The sequence below is a fragment of the Mesorhizobium sp. ESP6-5 genome (genome assembly GCF_020164695.1).
Taxonomy (GTDB): Bacteria; Pseudomonadota; Alphaproteobacteria; order Rhizobiales; family Rhizobiaceae; genus Mesorhizobium; species Mesorhizobium australicum.
In genome coordinates this window covers 360,057-376,478 of sequence record NZ_JAIUGR010000004.1, presented here as the reverse complement: position 1 = coordinate 376,478, position 16,422 = coordinate 360,057, and the positions used below count along the sequence as shown (strand labels likewise).

The window sequence follows — 16,422 nt, the reverse complement described above, 5'->3', positions numbered from 1 at the left end:
GAATTGCCTCGGCAGATCGGGTTAGTCTTGCGGCACGTCAACCATTGGTGCGAGGAGAAAACCCATGACGACGATGAGCGTTGCCGAATACGCCCGCGACTGCGCGGCGCAAGGGTTGCGCGGGGACTATTCGGTGTGCCGCGCGGATTTCACCGTGGCGCAGGCTTATGACTATTCGACCGAGGAGCAGGCGGTGTGGCGCACGCTGTGCGACCGCCAGACCAAGCTGACGCAAAAGCTCGCCCATCACTCCTATCTCGACGGCGTCGAGAAGCTCGGCCTGCTCGACCGCATCCCCGATTTCGAGGACGTCAGCACCAAACTGCGCAAGCTGACCGGCTGGGAAATCGTCGCCGTGCCGGGCCTCATCCCGGCCGCACCGTTCTTCGACCACCTCGCCAACCGCCGCTTCCCGGTCACCAACTGGCTGCGGACCAAGCAGGAACTCGACTACGTCGTCGAGCCGGACATGTTCCATGACTTCTTCGGCCATGTGCCGGTTCTCTCGCAGCCGGTGTTCGCCGATTTCATGCAGATGTATGGCAAGAAGGCCGGCGACATCATTGCGCTGGGCGGCGACGAGATGATCACCCGGCTCTACTGGTACACGGCCGAATATGGCCTGATGCAGGAGAACGGCCAGAAGCTGAAGGCGTTTGGCGCCGGTCTGATGTCGTCGTTCACCGAGTTGCAGTTTGCTGTCGAGAGCAAGGACGCCCACCATGTGCCGTTCGACCTGGAAACGGTGATGCGGACCGGCTACGAGATCGACAAGTTCCAGCGCGCCTATTTCGTGTTGCCGTCCTTCGACGCCTTGCGCGATGCCTTCCAGACGGCGGATTTCGAAGCGATCGTCTCGCGCCGCAAGAGCCAGCCGGCGCTCGACCCGGCGACGGTCTAAAACATAAAGCGCGTCGCATGAATCTGTCTCAACGCGACGCGCTTTGGACGCTTTGATCGCGCTGGGCTATTGCATGGCAGCGGGGTTCATCCACAGGAGCTCCCAGACGTTGCCGTCAGGGTCTTCGATGTGGCGGTTGAACATGAAGCCGAGATCCTGAGCGGGGTTGGGATCGGCGCGGCCGCCGGCCGCGACGCCCTTCTCGATCGTGGCATTGACCTCGTCCTTGCTGCTCGCGGTGAGTGCGATCAGCATCTGGCTGTCACGCCTGGCGTCGCCGATCTGGCGGGTTGTGAACTGGCAGTAATGCTGGTGCGTCAGCAACATCACCCCGATCGCGTCGGAAAACATGACCGAACTGGCCTGGTCGTTCGAGAACCGCGGATTGAGCGTGCCCCCGATCGCGAGATAGAAATTGGTCGCTGCCTGCAGATCCCGCACCGGCAGATTTATGAAGATCATCTTGGTCATCGGTCTAAGCCTTGCCTTCGTTGACAGGTACTAGTCAGTCCAGTACCGTTTCATGGGGCTACCACGAGAGAACGGTACCGTCTAGTACTGGTTAAGAGGGCGCCATGAAAATCGACGGTGAGACCAGATCGGCTCGCAAGGATCGTGAGATCATCCAGGCGGCCACAGCGGCGTTCACCAGCAAGGGATATGACGGGACCAGCATGGAGGAAATCGCCACCAAGGCGGGGGCCTCCAAGCAGACCGTCTACAAGCATTTCACCGACAAGGAGACGCTGTTTGGCGAAGTCGTTCTGTCAACCGCTACCCAGGTCAATGACATCATCGAGTCCGTGACGACGCTGCTTTCCGAGGCGAAATTCATGGAAGGCGGCCTGCAGCAGCTTGCCCGACGTCTGATAGCGGTTCTCATGGATGAAGAGTTGTTGAAGCTGCGGCGCTTGATCATCGCCAACGCGGATCGAATGCCGCAGCTTGGCCGCGCTTGGTACGAAAAGGGGTTTGAGCGCATGCTTGCCTCGACGGCGTCCTGCTTTCAAAAACTCACCAGTCGAGGACTGATACAAACAAGTGATCCCTATCTGGCAGCCAGCCATCTTTTTGGAATGCTTCTTTGGATCCCCATGAATGAAGCCATGTTCACGGGAGGCAACCGGCGCTCCAAGGCCGAACTGGAACGCCACGCGGATGCCTCGGTGGAGGCATTTCTGGCCGTCTACGGAGTCCAGCCGAACTAGTCGCGTCCCCTGCCCACGTTTGCAGGGGTCGAGGACACCACCATGTGCCTTTCGACCTGCAAACAGTGATGCGCACCGGCTACCAGATCGACAAGTTCCAGTGGAACGGCCGGCCGCCGGGACATTCCGCCATTCCTACAGAGCGTAGATGGTCCGGTTGAACTTCGTCTCCATCACCACGTGGGAAGCGGTTTTGACGACGCCGCTGATTTCATTCAGGGCATTCACCTCCCGGTTCAGCTTCTCAAGCGTCTCGGCGGCAAGGTGGATGATCAGATCCCATTCACCGGTTATGGCATAGACCGCCTGGATCGAGGGCATCGCCTTGATCCTTCTGGAGACGTCCGGATAACTCTTGTTGTTCAGGGAGGCGAGGGTGAAACAGTGGACGGCGTTCTGGGCCACCGTCTTGGCCAGCCGCACGGTATAGCCTTCGATGATGCCGCCGGCCTCCAGCTTCTGGATCCGCTCCTGCAGCGCTGTCCGCGACACGCCGAGCTGCCGTGCCAGTGACGCGACCGGCTCACGCGCGTTCTTCTGCATCAGCGCGAGCAACTGACGATCCTTCTCGGTCAATTCCACAAACAAAACCTCTCGCTCGATCCGCTAGTAACCACCGCGCGATCCTATCGGCTGAACAGCCCTCGCGACAATCCGCAATACTGGCAGCGGCGAACGGAACAAGGCCAACTATCCGGCACTTTGTCATCCCAAGGGACGCAATGACTGCGCGATCGCCAATATCCCGCATTTCGCCGGGTGGAACCCTTCTTTTTGCGACCTGACTGTCTGGAGTCACGAACGCCGGTCCGTCAGGAGGAATCAGCTTCGGCTGTGATGGGCAAAGTCCGAAACCGATCCGGTTGCACCTGCAGCTGAAGCGCTGAGGTTCGACGTCGGCCACTCAACCTATCAGTTCAACCACAAGGGAGGGATAACTTTGAAAAAACTGCTCAATTTGGCCGTTCTTGCCGCCGCGACATTCGCCATCACGACGGCAGCCATGGCCGGTGAAACCCTGGACCGCGTCACGTCGAAAAAGGCGATGGTCATCGCCACCAACGCGGCCTGGCCTCCACAGAGCTTTCTCAACGACAGCAACGAACTCGCCGGTTTCGACATCGATGTCTCGCGCGAGATCGGCAAGCGGCTTGGCGTCGAGGTCTCGTTCGAAACGCCCGACTGGGCGACGCTGACCGGCGGGCGCTGGCAGGGACGCTACGACCTTGGCGTCGGATCGGTCACGCCGACAAAAGCCCGCTCCAAGGTGATCGACTTTGTCGGCATCTATTATTACAGCCCCTACGTCTATGTCCTGCACAAGGACAGCGGCGCGAAGTCGGTCGCCGATCTCAACGGCAAGATCATCGGCGTCGAGACTGCCACCACCTCGGAGGATTTCATTCGCCGCAAGCTCGAAATCGACGCGCCTGGCCTGGCTCCCATCGAATACAAGCTCGAGCCGGGCGAGATCCGCACCTACGCGGATTCCATGCTTCCCTTCGATGACCTGCGGCTTGGCGACGGCGTGCGCCTGAATGCCGTGATCGCGCCGGAACAGACAGCGCAGAATGCCATCAAGAACGGCTATCCCGTAAAGATCCTGGAAGGCGAGTACGCCTTCCGCGAGCCGCTCGTCGTCATCGCCGAGAAGAAGGATCCTGAGTGGACCGCGAAGGTCGGCGGCATCATCACCGAGATGAAGACGGACGGCACGCTCGCCGCGCTGACCACGAAGTGGTACGGCAAGGACTACAGCGCCAAGTAAAGTCATTCCGCCGGCTGCCTCCTCGGCAGCCGGCGGGCGTCACCTCGCCTCATGAATGCCCTCACCGCAAAGTCGCCATGGCCTATCCGGACACCTATTACGCCCGCACCCTGACCGACCGGAAGACGCGGCCCCCGCTCAAAGGCGAGGCGCGATGTGACGTGGCCGTCGTCGGCGCCGGATTGGCCGGGCTGACGACAGCGCTGCAACTGGCGCGCGCCGGACTGCACGTCGTCGCGCTGGAAGCCCAGGTCGTTGGTTTCGGCGCTTCGGGACGCAATGGCGGCTTCGTCACACCCGGCTTCGCCACCGGCGGCGACACTATCGCCGCACGTGTCGGCGGGGAGGCAGCGCGCGACCTGCACCGGCTGTCGATCGAAGGCATGGACTTCGTGCGCGACACCATCGAGGCGCTCGGAATATCGGCCGCCCAGCCGCGTGCCGGCCTGCTCAGCGTCTTGCGCTACGACGGCGGCGATGCGCTGAAGGCCTATGCCGACCAGATGGCACGCGACCATGGTTACGAGCTTCAATATCTGCGCGGCGAAGATGTGCGCGCGGTGCTGAAGTCGGCTCGCTACCACCAGGGCCTGCGCGACCCGAACGCCTTTCACATCCATCCGCTCAACTATCTGCGTTGCCTGGCCGACGAGATCGAGCGGCTGGGCGGCAAGATCCATGAGAGTTCCGAGGTCGTGCAATGCGACCTGTCGGGACCGCAAAAGATGCTGCGCACGAGCCAGGGCACGCTTCGGGCGCCCCAGATCGTGCTCGCGACCGGCGGCTATACCGGCCCGGTGTTCGGCCAGCTCTACCGCGCCTTTCTGCCCATCGCGACCTATGTGATGGTTTCCGAGGCGGCTCCCCGCCTCATCGCGCAAGCCATCGCCACCACCGATGCCGTCGGCGACAACAGGCGGGCCGGCGACTATTATCGTCTGGTCGAGAGCGGCAATCGCCTTTTGTGGGGCGGGCGCATCACCACGCGCGCCGCTTCCGCCGACGCGCTGGCGCGCGAATTGCGCCGCGAAATGGTCGGCACCTACCCGCAGCTTGCCGGCCTCAAGACCGAATTGGCCTGGTCGGGGCTGATGTCCTATGCCCGGCATCTGATGCCCCAGATCGGGGAGCTCCAATCAGGCGTCTGGTACTGCACCGCTTTCGGTGGCCATGGTCTCAACACCACGGCGATTGCCGGAAAAGTAGTCGCCGAGGGCATTCTGGGCGCTTCGGACCGGTATCGGCAGTTCGCGCCATTCGGACTGAGCTGGGCCGGCGGCGCCGGTGGCCTGGCCGCCGCGCAGCTCACCTACTGGAAACTGCAGGCGCAGGACTGGTGGCGGGAACGCCGCGCCACCACCAAGGACAAGGTGACGGCATGATCGGCAGGCTGATGCTCTCCCATCCAGGGCTTGCCCGCCACGCGGCGGCCGCGCTTTTTCCCGCGCTGCTGGCCGCGGCCCTCTACGCCATGGGCATCAAGTCGAGCTGGATCGGCTCGGTGATGCCGCTTGCATCCGACTGGTTGCAGGCCAATCCAGCCTTGTCGCGCGCCCTCTCGGCCGTGTTGATCGCGCTCCTGGTTCTGGTGAACTGCAAGCTGCTGCTGCTCCTGCCCCGACGCCAGCAGATCGCCGGCGTCTGGATCGAGCTGTTCGCGCTGCTGATGCTGTTCTTCTATTCCTTCGACCTCTCCTTTGCCTTCATTGCCAGGAAGGTCGGCTTCCTGATCACCCAGGGCGTCACCACGACGCTTTACATTTCGGCGATCTCGATTCTCATCGCGACGACCATCGCGCTTGTCGGGGCCATCGCCAAACTGACCGGCAACGGCATCGTCTACGGGCTGGCCACCTTCTACACGTCGCTGTTTCGCGGCCTGCCATTGCTGATGCAGATCTACATCATCTATCTCGGCCTGCCGCAGGTCGGCTATGTGATCGGCGCGGTGCCGGCCGGCATCGTGGCCTTGTCGCTGTGTTATGGCGCCTACATGACCGAGATCTTCCGCGCCGGCATCGAAAGCATCCCGCGCGGCCAAAGCGAAGGCGCCACGGCGCTCGGCCTGAGCCCCGGCCAGACCATGGCGCTGGTCATCCTGCCGCAGGCCATGCGCGTCATCATCCCGCCGACCGGCAACCAGTTCATCGCCATGCTGAAGGATTCCTCGCTGGTGTCGGTCGTCGGCGTCTGGGAGATCATGTATCTCGCCCGCACGATGGGCCAGACGGAGTTCCGCCATATCGAGATGCTGATCACGGCCTCGATGATCTACTGGATCCTGTCGATCGCGCTGGAATTCGGCCAGGCCTATCTCGAACGGCGCTTCGGCCGATCGGACCGCTAGGTAGGTTTGACGCCTAAAATCAGCGCGGCTGCGATGCCTCGGCCTTCAGCCGCACAAGCTGGTCGCGCTGCAGGTCGAGCGCGGCGGTGACGAAGCGCCGAATGGTGGCAAGCTCGGCGTCGCCGCCGTGCTGGTGCGCATCGCCCTCTACGGCTTTTGAGCCTCTGCCGGCGCCATCCTTGGCGTCGGCAGAACGGGTGGTGATCCGAGCAGGGACGACGACTGCGCTCAGACCGTGACCACCTTGCTCAGGTGCTCACCCAGCCGGCAGGCGAGCGCGGTGATCGTCGTCGTTGGATTGGCTTGTCCCGACGTGCAAAAGACCGAAGAGCCGCCGACATAGAGATTGTCCATGCCATGCACCTTGCAGTTGGCGTCCACCACGCTCCTGGTGACGTCGGTGCCCATGCGCGTGCCGCCCATATGATGGTGGCCCGCCGTCTCTTCGTTGGTCGGATAATCGTCGCCCTTCGAGATCCAGTCGGCAATGCGCACCCGGCCCAGGTTCTTCTGGGCAAGCGTCGTGCCGAACAGCCTTAAGCCTTCGAGAAGGGTGCGGCGTTCCAGTTCCGATTTCTTCCAGTGCAGTTCGATGCGCGGCACGCCGGCATGGTCGACCTCGGTTTTCGACAGCTCGATCTGGTTCGAAGCCAGCGGCGCCTGTTCCCAGGCGACATAAAGCTGAGCGGCGCAACGCAGGTTCTGGTCGAGCTTGCCCGACACCCATTCCGCCATGTGCGGCGCCGTACAGGCAAGATCAGCGATCAGGCTCTTGACGCCCGGATAGGGAGTCTCGATCAGCCTGATGCCGAAATTCATGATCCTGAGCCGTTCCATCGCGGCAGCCATCGGCGAGAAGAAGGCCTCCTTGACGGCATCGACCTCGAACGCGCCGTCGTCGGCTAGGATGGCATTGCCGCCCTCGAAGGTCGGATGCTCCATCCAGTAGCGGCCAAGCGCCGTCGCGTTCGGCACGACGCCGCCGTTGGAGCGCCGGTTGGACCACAAAAGCAGCCGGGAATTCTCCAGTCCGCCGGTGCAGACGATGAAATAGTCGGCGCTGAACGAGCCGGCGTCCTGCCCGTTGGACCATAATCTGGCGCCGGTCACGCGTTTGCCATCTCCGGCAAGCTCGGTGGCGTAGGTGTTGAGCACGACGGCGATGTTTTTGCTCTGGTCGAGTTGGCCGCCGAACTTTTCTGCAAACCGGACCGCCGGGCTCTTGATCAGCTGCACCCAGCGAATGTCGTCCGAGATCGGCACATCTGGCCGGAAATCTGGAAGGTCGAGGATATCGCGCACTTCCGCAAGATAGGGTTCGATGTCGGCGCGCCGGATAGGCCAGCCGGTGTCCGGTCCCCAGGCTTTCGGCTCGAAATCCTGTTTGTCGAGCACGCGACACCAACCGGCCCAGTGATTGGAACTGCCGCCCATGAACCGCAACCGCGTGATATCGAGATCGAAGTAGGAATCGCCGACCGTCGTGCCGCGGTAGAAATCCTGCGACTCGTCGCTGAATTCCCGCGAGCCGGCTTCCAGCACCACGACCGGGATGCCGGCCGCGCCAAGTTTCCTGGCGATCGTGGTGCCGGCGGGGCCGGAACCAAGGACACAGACCTTTGGCGCGAAATTGGCGGCGCGATACGCCTCGTAGCTGTCGAAGATCATGCCAGGTCGCTCCGCTTCAGGATCCAGCCATTGACCTCGACGATCTCGTCGGGGTCGGCCCGGGATGAACCGCCATGGATGGCGTCGGCATCAGGCAGCTTGCGGAACAAGGACAGGGCAGGCAGGGCGATCAGCGCCTGCACGAGCGTGCGGCGCGGCATTTTTTTGATGAAGAAACTCATGACAGGCCTCTCGGCTGGGGCTTCGATGCGCGCATGACGTTCCCCGAACGGCACACGCATCGTCACGGAAGCCAGTATCGTGCCAAGCATGGCCTCAAGGCGGTAAAAAGCCTGACAAGCGGCACAACCGGATGCAAACAGGGTTAGAGATTTCTTAACCGGCCGGGTGTGCTGGCCAACCCGCTCATGCGGCTTCGGAAATGTCGGTATCGAGGATCGTCAGGTTGCGGCCCGCATGCTTGGCCTGGTAGAGGCGCCGGTCCGCAGCGCGCATCAGGTCCGATACGTTGACATCCTCGCCGCACACGGTGCCGCCGATGCTAACGGTCAACGGAATGGTTCGCTCATCGACGGGTCGGAAGCGGATCAGCTCGACCTCGCGACGGATCCGTTCGGCAACGCGCTTGGCCTCCTGTTCCGTGGCTCCGGTCAGAAACGCGCCGAACTCCTCGCCGCCGATCCGGCCGAGCACGTCGCCGCTGCGCACGCCGCGCTCGATGGCGCTGGCGATCAACAGCAGCGCGTCGTCCCCGGTCAGGTGACCGAAATTGTCATTGATCTTCTTGAAATGATCGGCGTCGATGATCAGCAGCGCGCCGCGGTCGGACTTGCGCCGGGAGCCGTCCAACGCGGCAAAGAAGCTTTCCCGGTTGAGCATGCCGGTCATGTCGTCGCGGCTCGCCTTTTCCGCCAGGCGGCGGTGCGCCGCGGCGAGTTGGGCATGGGCACGGGCCAATTCGCGATGGGCATTTTTCAACCTGTCGCTCTGCCAGAACGTGCCGGCGCATGCCGTCCAGGCAAGGACCAGCGGACAGACCGTCGACGTCAGCCAGATCGTGCGCGTGACCGGGAATCCCATCGCTGGGACTATGATCAATGTCAGCAGGAGCGAGGCAGCGACGGAGGCGAAGGCGATGGCGGCGGATTTGAGAATAATGCTATTCATCGCGGGCTCCCCACAGGACTTGTCTCTGTGCCAGCAAGCCCTGAAGGCCACCTTTCCGGGATGGCTAAAATTTGAATCGTGAGGCCATTCCGCCACTCTCGACGCGCATAAGTTGTGGATAAAGTCCCTTTCAGAATCCCTGTTTCATGCCATAAGGAGCGCATGACCACGCTTCCCGATCCCGCCCGCTTCGCCCATGTCACCGACTGGGTGTTCGACCTCGACAACACGCTCTACCCGCATCACTCGAATTTGTTCTCGCAGATCGACGTCAAGATGACCGCCTATGTCGGGGAACTGCTGGCGCTGCCGCGCGAGGAGGCGCGCAAGCTGCAGAAGGAGCTCTATCGCGAATACGGCACGACGCTGAACGGGCTGATGACGTGCCACGGCATCGATCCCGACGACTTTCTGGAGAAGGTCCATGACATCGACTATTCGTGGCTGGTGCCCGATCCTGTTCTCGGCACCGCCATCCGCCAGCTTCCCGGCCGCAAATTCATCTTCACCAATGGCGACCGCAGGCATGCCGAGCGCACCGCGCGCCAACTTGGCATCCTCGACCATTTCGACGACATTTTCGATATCGTCGCTGCCGGCCTCAATCCCAAGCCGGCGCGTCAGACCTATGAGAAGTTCGCCGAACTGCACGCCGTCACCGGCCACAATGCGGTGATGTTCGAGGACCTCGCCCGCAACCTGGCCGTGCCGAAGTCGCTGGGCATGACGACGGTTCTCGTGGTGCCGCGCAATTTCGAGCCGACCTTCTCGGAAATCTGGGAACGCGACCCGGCGCAGGAAGACGACGTCGACTACGTCACCGACGATCTCGCGGAATTTTTGACGGGAATAGTGAGTAGTGAGTAGTGAGTAGTGAGTAGTGAGTAGTGAGTAGTGAGTAGTGGAGGAGCACACCTTTCGCTCGCTCACTACTGACTAATCCCTACTCACTAATCCCTACTCACTAATTCCCATTGCCTACTCACTCACTCACTCCCTAGCTTGTAGAAGCGGCTGATGATGCCCCAGGCTTCGTCGGCTGTGTCGACGAAATCGATGATGTCCTGGTCGCCCGGGCTGATCGTGCCCTGCTCGGCGAGGAAGTCGAGGTCGATCGCCCGCTTCCAGAAGGACTTGCCGAACAGGATCACCGGCACGCGCTCCATGCGTCCGGTCTGGATCAGCGTCAGCGTCTCGAAGAACTCGTCCATCGTGCCGAAGCCGCCGGGAAACACCGCCACGGCCTTGGCGCGCATGACGAAGTGCATCTTGCGGATGGCGAAATAGTGGAAGTTGAAACAGAGCTCCGGCGTCACATAGGGGTTCGGCGCCTGCTCGTGCGGCAGCACGATGTTGAGCCCGATCGACGGCGCGCCGACATCATCGGCGCCGCGGTTTCCCGCTTCCATGACGCCCGGACCGCCACCGGTCACCACCACATATTCGCGATAATATGACGTGGCCGACTGCTGCGAGCAGAGGCGGGCGAATTTGCGCGCCTCCTCGTAATATTTGCTGTTTTCCTCAAGGTTCTTCTTCTGCATCTCGTTCTTGGCCGCCCAGGCCTCGCCGCCGGGCTCCGGCAGGCGCGCGCCGCCGAACAGGATCACGGTCGAACGAATGCCGCGCTCGGCGAGGATCATTTCCGGCTTCAGCAGTTCCAGTTGCAGCCTGACGGCGCGCAGCTCGCGCCGGGTCATGAAGTCGGGATCGTTCCAGGCCAGGCGGTAGGTCTCGGCCCGCGTTTGCGGCGTGTCCGGCACGCTTTTCGACCGCTCCAGATCCTCATCCGAGTGCGGCAGCGGCGTCCATCCCGCCTTTTCCATGGGAGTCATCGAATCCACCCGTCCATTCCTTTACTTGCGCCGTCCCATGACGCTGGCGCGATTGACCCCCATTCCACCTTAACATAGGGTCCGCGCGACTTTTAAACAGGTTAAGGCGCAGCCCTTAACAGCTTGGTAATGGAGCAAATTCATGTCGAAGCCCGATCTGGCGAGCCTCGAAAAGACCATCGACAGGGCCTTCGAGGAACGCGACGCCATTTCGACCGCGACCCGCGGCGAGGTGCGCGACGCCATCCAGTCGGCACTCGACCTGCTCGACCGCGGCACCGCCCGCGTCGCCGAGCGGCAGGCCGACGGCAAGTGGCATGTCAACCAGTGGCTGAAGAAGGCGGTGCTGCTCTCCTTCCGGCTCAATCCGATGGAGATCATCAAGGGCGGCCCCGGCGAGGCCGTGTGGTGGGACAAGGTGGCGTCCAAGTTCGACGGCTGGGGCGCCGTCGATTTCGAGAAGGCGGGCTTCCGCGCCGTGCCGTCGTCGATCGTGCGCCGTTCGGCCTATGTCGCGCCGGGCGCGGTTTTGATGCCGTCCTTCGTCAATGTCGGCGCCTATGTCGATAGCGGCACCATGGTCGATACCTGGGCCTCGGTCGGCTCCTGCGCCCAGATCGGCAAGAACGTCCACCTTTCGGGCGGCGTCGGCATCGGCGGCGTGCTGGAGCCGATGCAGGCCGGCCCCACCATCATCGAGGACAATTGCTTCATCGGGGCGCGTTCCGAAGTGGTCGAGGGCTGCATCGTGCGCGAAGGCTCCGTTCTGGGCATGGGCGTCTTCATCGGCCAGTCGACCAAGATCGTCGACCGCGCCACCGGCGAGATCTTCTATGGCGAGGTGCCGCCGAATTCCGTGGTCGTCGCCGGCTCGCTACCGGGCAAGGCATTTCCAAACAACGAGCCGGGCCCAGGTCTCTACTGCGCTGTCATCGTCAAGCGGGTCGACGCCAAGACCCGGTCCAAAACCTCGATCAACGAATTGCTGCGCGATTGATCTTTCCGCCGGGCAGGCGCACCTTCCGCCGGCGCGACAATCGGCCGCGCTGGCTCAACTGGAGGGGTGACATGGACTGGAAATATCTGCTCACAAGCTTTGATGGCCGTATCAACCGGGGCAAGTTCTGGGCTGGCATCGGCGTATTCATCGTTATCGGCGTTATTGCTTTCATTCTCGATGCGATCCTCGGCACGCGTGTCACCACGGCCAGCGGTGCCCAGATCGGCATCATCGGCATCCTCTTCGCGCTGGCATCGATCTATTTCGCGATTGCCCTCTATGCCAAACGCTGGCACGACCGCAACAAGTCGGGCTGGTGGACGCTGATTGGCTTCGTACCCGTCATCGGCGGCATCTGGCTGCTGGTCGAACTCGGCATTCTCGAAGGCACCAGGGGTGCCAATCAATATGGATCGGACCCGCTTGCCTGAAAGATCGGATCTCAACTGGCTTTTCTTCAAGACCTCGGGCCGCGTCAGCCGCGCGGCCTATTTTCTCGGCGGGTTGCTCGTCGCCATCATCCAGGCATTTCCGCTGTACCGCTTCACGCTGGTGCCGGAGGGTTCGGCCGAGAGCAACATGTGGTCGTTCATCTTCTTCATCGCCTTCATCGCCTCGCTGTGGTCGAACATCGCGCTGGCGGTGAAGCGGCTGCACGACCTCGACAAGCCGGGTATCGCCGCGCTGATCCTGTTCGTGCCGGTCGTCTCGATCGTCGCCTTCCTTGTGTTGTGCCTGTTTCCAGGGCAGCCTGGACCCAACCGTTATGGCCGGCGCACCAACGAGCCGGCAGAATCAAAGAAATAGAGCATGACGTCGTCGGAAAACCGCTTCACACTTTTCGGCATCATGCCCTAGGGGGCCGATCGGATCGCCATGCGCTACCGCACGCTTGATCCGAAACTGATCATCGAAACCGCCGAGCGGCTGGAAGGGCGTGTGGCCGACCGTTTTCCGGAGGCCGGGTTGCGCGGCGTTGCCGCCGAACTTGTGTCGCTGTCGCGCGATCTGGCCAAGGCCGCCAAGGCCCTGGAAGCGCCTATCTGGTGGCTGCGTGGCATCATCGTCGCCGCCGTCATCGCGGGCGCGCTGATCTTCCTGTTCGTCGGCACCATCCTGCCGCTCATTCACATCTCCCAGGCCGACGACGCGGTGCAGTCGGTGCAAGGCATCGAAGCCACGATCAACATGATCATCCTCGCCGTGCTCGGCTTCCTGGCCCTGATCCGCACCGAGGAGCGCATCAAGCGCAAGCAGGTGTTTCGCCAGTTGCACGGCCTCAGATCGCTGATCCATGTCATCGACATGCACCAGTTGACCAAGGATCCGGCGGCGCTGTCGGCCAGCTTCAAGCCGACGGCGCATTCGCCGGCCCGTCTCACCAATGCTGCGGATCTCGCGCGCTATCTCGACTATTGCTCCGAAATGCTGTCGATCACCGGCAAGATCGCGGCGCTGTTCGCCCAATCCGTCAATGACGCCGTCGTCATCGACGGCGTCAACGACATCGAGAACCTGGCGTCCAACCTGTCGCGCAAGATCTGGCAGAAGATCACGTTGATCGACGGCCGGCCGGCGGCGCCGCAACCTTGTCCGGCACCAGGCCCGGCGAGCCAAGCCGCTCGGCTTCCGCCGCGCGCACCAGCGCGCTGATAAGCTGGACCGTCGGCGCCGGCGTACCGGCTTTTTCAGCGAGCCGCAAAACAGCGCCCTGCAAGTCGTCGATCTCGGTCGACCGGCCACGCTGCAGATCGTCCCACATCGACGAGCGCGCCTCGAGATCGATCGCCAGCATGCGCCGGGCCAGGAGCTTGAACAGCCAGTCGGGCAACCTGAGCACCTTCGGCAGCAGCGTCGGGCGCAGGCCGGCGATCCGCGCCGGCTCGATGCCGGAGGCTTTCATCGCCAGCAAGGCCTCGTCGATCTGGCTGGCCAGGATCAGCCGCCAGCGCCGGTCAGCGAGTTCAGTTGCCAGCGGCAGGCCCGACAGCGCCACCAGCGCATTGTTCAGGTTCATCAGAAGCTTGCCCCACAGCACGGCCTTCATATCGCCACGCGTTTCGACAGCCAGGCCTTCGGTGTCGAGAAGGTCGGCAAGGCCGACATTGCCTTCTTCGACCATAACCTTGCCGTCGCTGGCGCGGTGGACGCGCAACGGCAGCTCTCCATCGGCTGATTGCACGACATTGAACGGCACCATGCCAGCCAGCACCGTTCGCGGGCCAAGCGCCGCGCGCAGCCTGTCGGCGTTGTCGACGCCGTTCTGCAGGCTCACCACCACGGCATCGGGACGGGCATGGGCCTTGATGAGTGCCGCCATTTCCCGCGTCGCGCCGCTCTTGACGGTGACCAGGATCACATCGGCCCCCGGCAAGGACGCGGCCGGATCGGCGGTGACGGCAAGCTCTGCCGGCTTGATCAGGCGATCGCGGCCCTCGAGGTCGCTGACGCGCAATCCGCCCTGCCGCAGAGCTGCCTCGATGCGCGGCCTGGCAAGCAGGACAACCCGCCGCCCGGCGAGCGCCAGGCAGCCGCCGGCATAACAGCCAATGCTGCCGGCGCCGGCAATGACGATCCTTTTTTCGCCGTTTGCCATCTCTTACTCCGCATCAGCCAGAACTATACGACATGAAAACCATAATGTCGGCGGTATCGTCGGCCATTGGCTTGGCCCTATGTCTGGCCGTGACAGGCCATTCGCTTTCGACTATCGGTTTTGCCATGACGCTGCCGACTGACCCCGCCGCAAACCTTGCCTCTCTCATCCGCTGTGCCTCGGTGACACCAGCCGAAGGCGGCGCGCTGAGCGCGCTGGAGGCGATGCTGAAGCCGCTCGGCTTCCTGGTCGATCGGCCGGTGTTCTCCGAAGACGGCACGCCCGACATCGAGAACCTCTATGCACGGCGCTCCGGCAATGGCCCGCATCTGATGTTCGCGGGTCATACCGACGTGGTGCCGGTCGGCGACGAAGCCGCCTGGACGCATCCGCCTTTCGCCGCCGACATCGCCAATGGCGAAATGTATGGCCGCGGCGCGGTCGACATGAAGGGCGGCATTGCCTGCTTCATCGCCGCGGTGGCGCGCCATGTCGAGGCAAATGGCGGCCCGAAGGGCTCGGTCTCGCTGCTGATCACCGGCGACGAGGAAGGGCCGGCCATCAACGGCACGGTCAAGCTGCTCGATTGGGCCGCGTCCAAAGGCGAGAAATGGGACGCGTCGATCGTCGGCGAGCCGACCAATCCGGACACGCTCGGCGACATGATCAAGATCGGCAGGCGGGGCTCGATGTCGGGTAGCGTTACCGTCAATGGCCGCCAGGGCCATGCCGCTTATCCGCAGCTTGCCGACAACCCGGTGCGCGGCCTGATGAGCCTGGTGGACGCCTTGCTGCATCCCGTCTTCGACAAGGGTACCAAGGATTTCCAGCCGACCAACATCGAGGTGACCTCCATCGATGTCGGCAACCCGGCCACCAACGTCATTCCCGCCAAGGCAACCGCCACCTTCAACATCCGCTTCAACGACAGCTGGACGGCCGAGACGGTCCAGGCGGAAATCCACAACCGCCTCGATCAGGCGGCTGGGCGGAAGAAATACCGGCCGGGCAAGAAGACGCCAGTCGACTATGAGCTGGTCTGGCGCGACCGGCCGAGCCATGTCTTCCTGACCCGCGACGACAGGCTGGTCGAGACGCTGAGCGGCTCGGTCAAGGCGGTGGTCGGCAAAAAGCCGGCGCTATCCACCTCCGGCGGCACATCGGATGCGCGCTTCATCAAGGATTATTGCCCGGTGGTCGAATTCGGCCTGGTCGGCAAGACCATGCACATGGTCGACGAGCGCGTGGCCATCGCCGATCTGGAAACGCTGACGCGGATCTACCAGCGCTTCATCGACGACTGGTTCGGACAGGGCTGATCAGCATGCTTTCGGCGGACGAAACCCAAGCTTCGCTGACCGGCGCCTGGCGGCTGATGCTCGGCAAGGCCGACGGCCTGCGCCTGCTCGACCTCACGGCCGACGGCTTCTGGAATTCGTTCTTCGCCATCATCGTCGCGGCACCGGCGCTGATCGTCGGCTGGGTCGGCATCGCCAACGAGATCGGCGATCCCGATGCCTTCGCCGGCCGCTTCAGCATGCTGGTGCGACTGGCGACAGTCGATATCGGCTCCTGGGTACTGCCGCTGGTGGCGCTCGCCTTGGTGGCGCGGCGCGCCGGCATTGGCGGGCGCTTCGTCCACTATGTCGTGGCCAGCAACTGGGCCTCGGCGATCACTGCCTGGCTGATGCTGCCTTCCGCGCTGATCAGGCTTTTCCTGTCCTCGGCAAGCCAGGTCTCGAGCCTTGTGTCGCTGCTGTTATTTTCCCTGTCGATGGTGCTGACCTGGCGCATGACCAACGCGACGATCGGCAGGGGCGCTGCCTTCGGCACCGCCGTTTTCGTCGGCATGTTCGTCGCTTCGCTGCTGGTGCTGTTCGGACTGCAGATGCTGCTTGGCATCTCCGTGCCGGACGATGTCGGGGGCCAGAGCCTTTCCGGGCTTTATCCCGGATAGAACCAGGGTTCTAC

19 protein-coding genes are annotated in these 16,422 nt (G+C 62.9%); 12 read left to right on the top strand and 7 right to left on the bottom strand.

Translation table 11 applies throughout. From position 1 onward, the window contains the following. The first annotated feature begins 64 nt into the window (after window positions 1-64). Window positions 65-901, top strand: coding sequence for a phenylalanine 4-monooxygenase (gene phhA, locus LB524_RS08770; RefSeq protein ID WP_224525317.1), 837 nt, complete (start codon window positions 65-67; stop codon window positions 899-901). A 66-nt stretch (window positions 902-967) separates the two neighbouring features. Here phhA and LB524_RS08765 read toward each other — a convergent pair whose 3' ends face one another. After that, on the bottom strand, window positions 968-1,372 hold the full coding sequence (locus LB524_RS08765) for a VOC family protein (RefSeq protein WP_224525314.1): 405 nt from the start codon (window positions 1,370-1,372) through the stop codon (window positions 968-970). A gap of 104 nt (window positions 1,373-1,476) precedes the next feature. On the opposite strand from LB524_RS08765, the gene LB524_RS08760 reads away from it, so the two are divergent. Further along, complete coding sequence (locus LB524_RS08760) at window positions 1,477-2,109, top strand: TetR/AcrR family transcriptional regulator (protein WP_015314415.1); 633 nt, start codon at window positions 1,477-1,479, stop codon at window positions 2,107-2,109. A gap of 135 nt (window positions 2,110-2,244) precedes the next feature. Here the strand turns inward: LB524_RS08760 and LB524_RS08755 are convergent, their stop codons facing one another. Next, a complete protein-coding gene (locus tag LB524_RS08755; RefSeq protein ID WP_224525312.1) occupies window positions 2,245-2,691 on the bottom strand; it encodes an Lrp/AsnC family transcriptional regulator in 447 nt (148 codons plus the stop codon). A 421-nt stretch (window positions 2,692-3,112) separates the two neighbouring features. Here LB524_RS08755 and LB524_RS08750 point away from each other — a divergent pair, with 421 nt between their 5' ends. The 3 genes from LB524_RS08750 (at window position 3,113) to LB524_RS08740 (ending at window position 6,224) form a co-directional block, all read left to right on the top strand. Then, on the top strand, window positions 3,113-3,877 hold the full coding sequence (locus tag LB524_RS08750; protein WP_083883137.1) for a transporter substrate-binding domain-containing protein: 765 nt from the start codon (window positions 3,113-3,115) through the stop codon (window positions 3,875-3,877). A 77-nt stretch (window positions 3,878-3,954) separates the two neighbouring features. Further along, a complete protein-coding gene (locus tag LB524_RS08745; RefSeq protein WP_224525309.1) occupies window positions 3,955-5,259 on the top strand; it encodes an NAD(P)/FAD-dependent oxidoreductase in 1,305 nt (434 codons plus the stop codon). After that, on the top strand, window positions 5,256-6,224 hold the full coding sequence (locus tag LB524_RS08740; protein WP_224525306.1) for an amino acid ABC transporter permease: 969 nt from the start codon (window positions 5,256-5,258) through the stop codon (window positions 6,222-6,224). The genes LB524_RS08745 and LB524_RS08740 overlap by 4 nt, the downstream gene beginning before the upstream one ends. Before the next feature lie 228 nt (window positions 6,225-6,452). Here the strand turns inward: LB524_RS08740 and LB524_RS08735 are convergent, their stop codons facing one another. The 3 genes from LB524_RS08735 to LB524_RS08725 form a co-directional block, all read right to left on the bottom strand. Continuing rightward, window positions 6,453-7,892, bottom strand: a complete 1,440-nt coding sequence (locus LB524_RS08735; RefSeq protein ID WP_224525303.1) for a GMC oxidoreductase — start codon at window positions 7,890-7,892, stop codon at window positions 6,453-6,455. Beyond that, a complete protein-coding gene (locus tag LB524_RS08730) occupies window positions 7,889-8,074 on the bottom strand; it encodes a hypothetical protein (RefSeq protein ID WP_140711699.1) in 186 nt (61 codons plus the stop codon). Before LB524_RS08730 ends, LB524_RS08735 begins: the two co-directional genes overlap by 4 nt. 184 nt (window positions 8,075-8,258) lie before the next feature. Further along, on the bottom strand, window positions 8,259-9,020 hold the full coding sequence (locus LB524_RS08725; RefSeq protein WP_140615443.1) for a GGDEF domain-containing protein: 762 nt from the start codon (window positions 9,018-9,020) through the stop codon (window positions 8,259-8,261). A gap of 162 nt (window positions 9,021-9,182) precedes the next feature. Between LB524_RS08725 and LB524_RS08720 the strand changes: the two genes are divergently transcribed. Next, a complete protein-coding gene (locus LB524_RS08720) occupies window positions 9,183-9,887 on the top strand; it encodes a pyrimidine 5'-nucleotidase (protein WP_224525300.1) in 705 nt (234 codons plus the stop codon). 119 nt (window positions 9,888-10,006) lie between these two features. On the opposite strand, the gene LB524_RS08715 is transcribed toward LB524_RS08720, so the two are convergent. After that, window positions 10,007-10,855 carry an LOG family protein gene (locus LB524_RS08715; protein WP_015314426.1) on the bottom strand — a complete coding sequence of 283 codons (849 nt, stop codon included), beginning with the start codon at window positions 10,853-10,855 and terminating at the stop codon, window positions 10,007-10,009. 142 nt (window positions 10,856-10,997) lie between these two features. Between LB524_RS08715 and dapD the strand changes: the two genes are divergently transcribed. The 4 genes from dapD to LB524_RS08695 all read left to right on the top strand — a co-directional run bounded on the left by dapD (window position 10,998) and on the right by LB524_RS08695 (window position 13,508). Next, on the top strand, window positions 10,998-11,852 hold the full coding sequence (gene dapD / locus LB524_RS08710) for a 2,3,4,5-tetrahydropyridine-2,6-dicarboxylate N-succinyltransferase (protein ID WP_015314427.1): 855 nt from the start codon (window positions 10,998-11,000) through the stop codon (window positions 11,850-11,852). A 71-nt stretch (window positions 11,853-11,923) separates the two neighbouring features. Then, window positions 11,924-12,286: a DUF805 domain-containing protein gene (locus tag LB524_RS08705; RefSeq protein WP_140789931.1), complete on the top strand. Its 363-nt coding sequence runs from the start codon at window positions 11,924-11,926 to the stop codon at window positions 12,284-12,286. After that, complete coding sequence (locus LB524_RS08700) at window positions 12,279-12,662, top strand: DUF805 domain-containing protein (protein WP_027143826.1); 384 nt, start codon at window positions 12,279-12,281, stop codon at window positions 12,660-12,662. The genes LB524_RS08705 and LB524_RS08700 overlap by 8 nt, the downstream gene beginning before the upstream one ends. A 69-nt stretch (window positions 12,663-12,731) precedes the next feature. Beyond that, entirely contained in the window at window positions 12,732-13,508 is a 777-nt protein-coding gene (locus tag LB524_RS08695) for a hypothetical protein (RefSeq protein WP_140789933.1), read from the top strand. Here LB524_RS08695 and LB524_RS08690 read toward each other — a convergent pair. Next, window positions 13,408-14,451 carry a 2-dehydropantoate 2-reductase gene (locus LB524_RS08690; protein WP_224525298.1) on the bottom strand — a complete coding sequence of 348 codons (1,044 nt, stop codon included), beginning with the start codon at window positions 14,449-14,451 and terminating at the stop codon, window positions 13,408-13,410. The genes LB524_RS08695 and LB524_RS08690 overlap by 101 nt on opposite strands. A 125-nt stretch (window positions 14,452-14,576) precedes the next feature. Here LB524_RS08690 and dapE point away from each other — a divergent pair, with 125 nt between their 5' ends. Both dapE and LB524_RS08680 read left to right on the top strand, forming a co-directional pair. Next, the gene (gene dapE / locus LB524_RS08685) at window positions 14,577-15,770 is read left to right on the top strand and encodes a succinyl-diaminopimelate desuccinylase (RefSeq protein ID WP_224525296.1); all 1,194 of its coding nucleotides are present in this window, start codon (window positions 14,577-14,579) and stop codon (window positions 15,768-15,770) included. A gap of 5 nt (window positions 15,771-15,775) precedes the next feature. Continuing rightward, entirely contained in the window at window positions 15,776-16,408 is a 633-nt protein-coding gene (locus LB524_RS08680; RefSeq protein WP_140615228.1) for a transporter, read from the top strand. The last annotated feature ends 14 nt before the right edge of the window (window positions 16,409-16,422 follow it).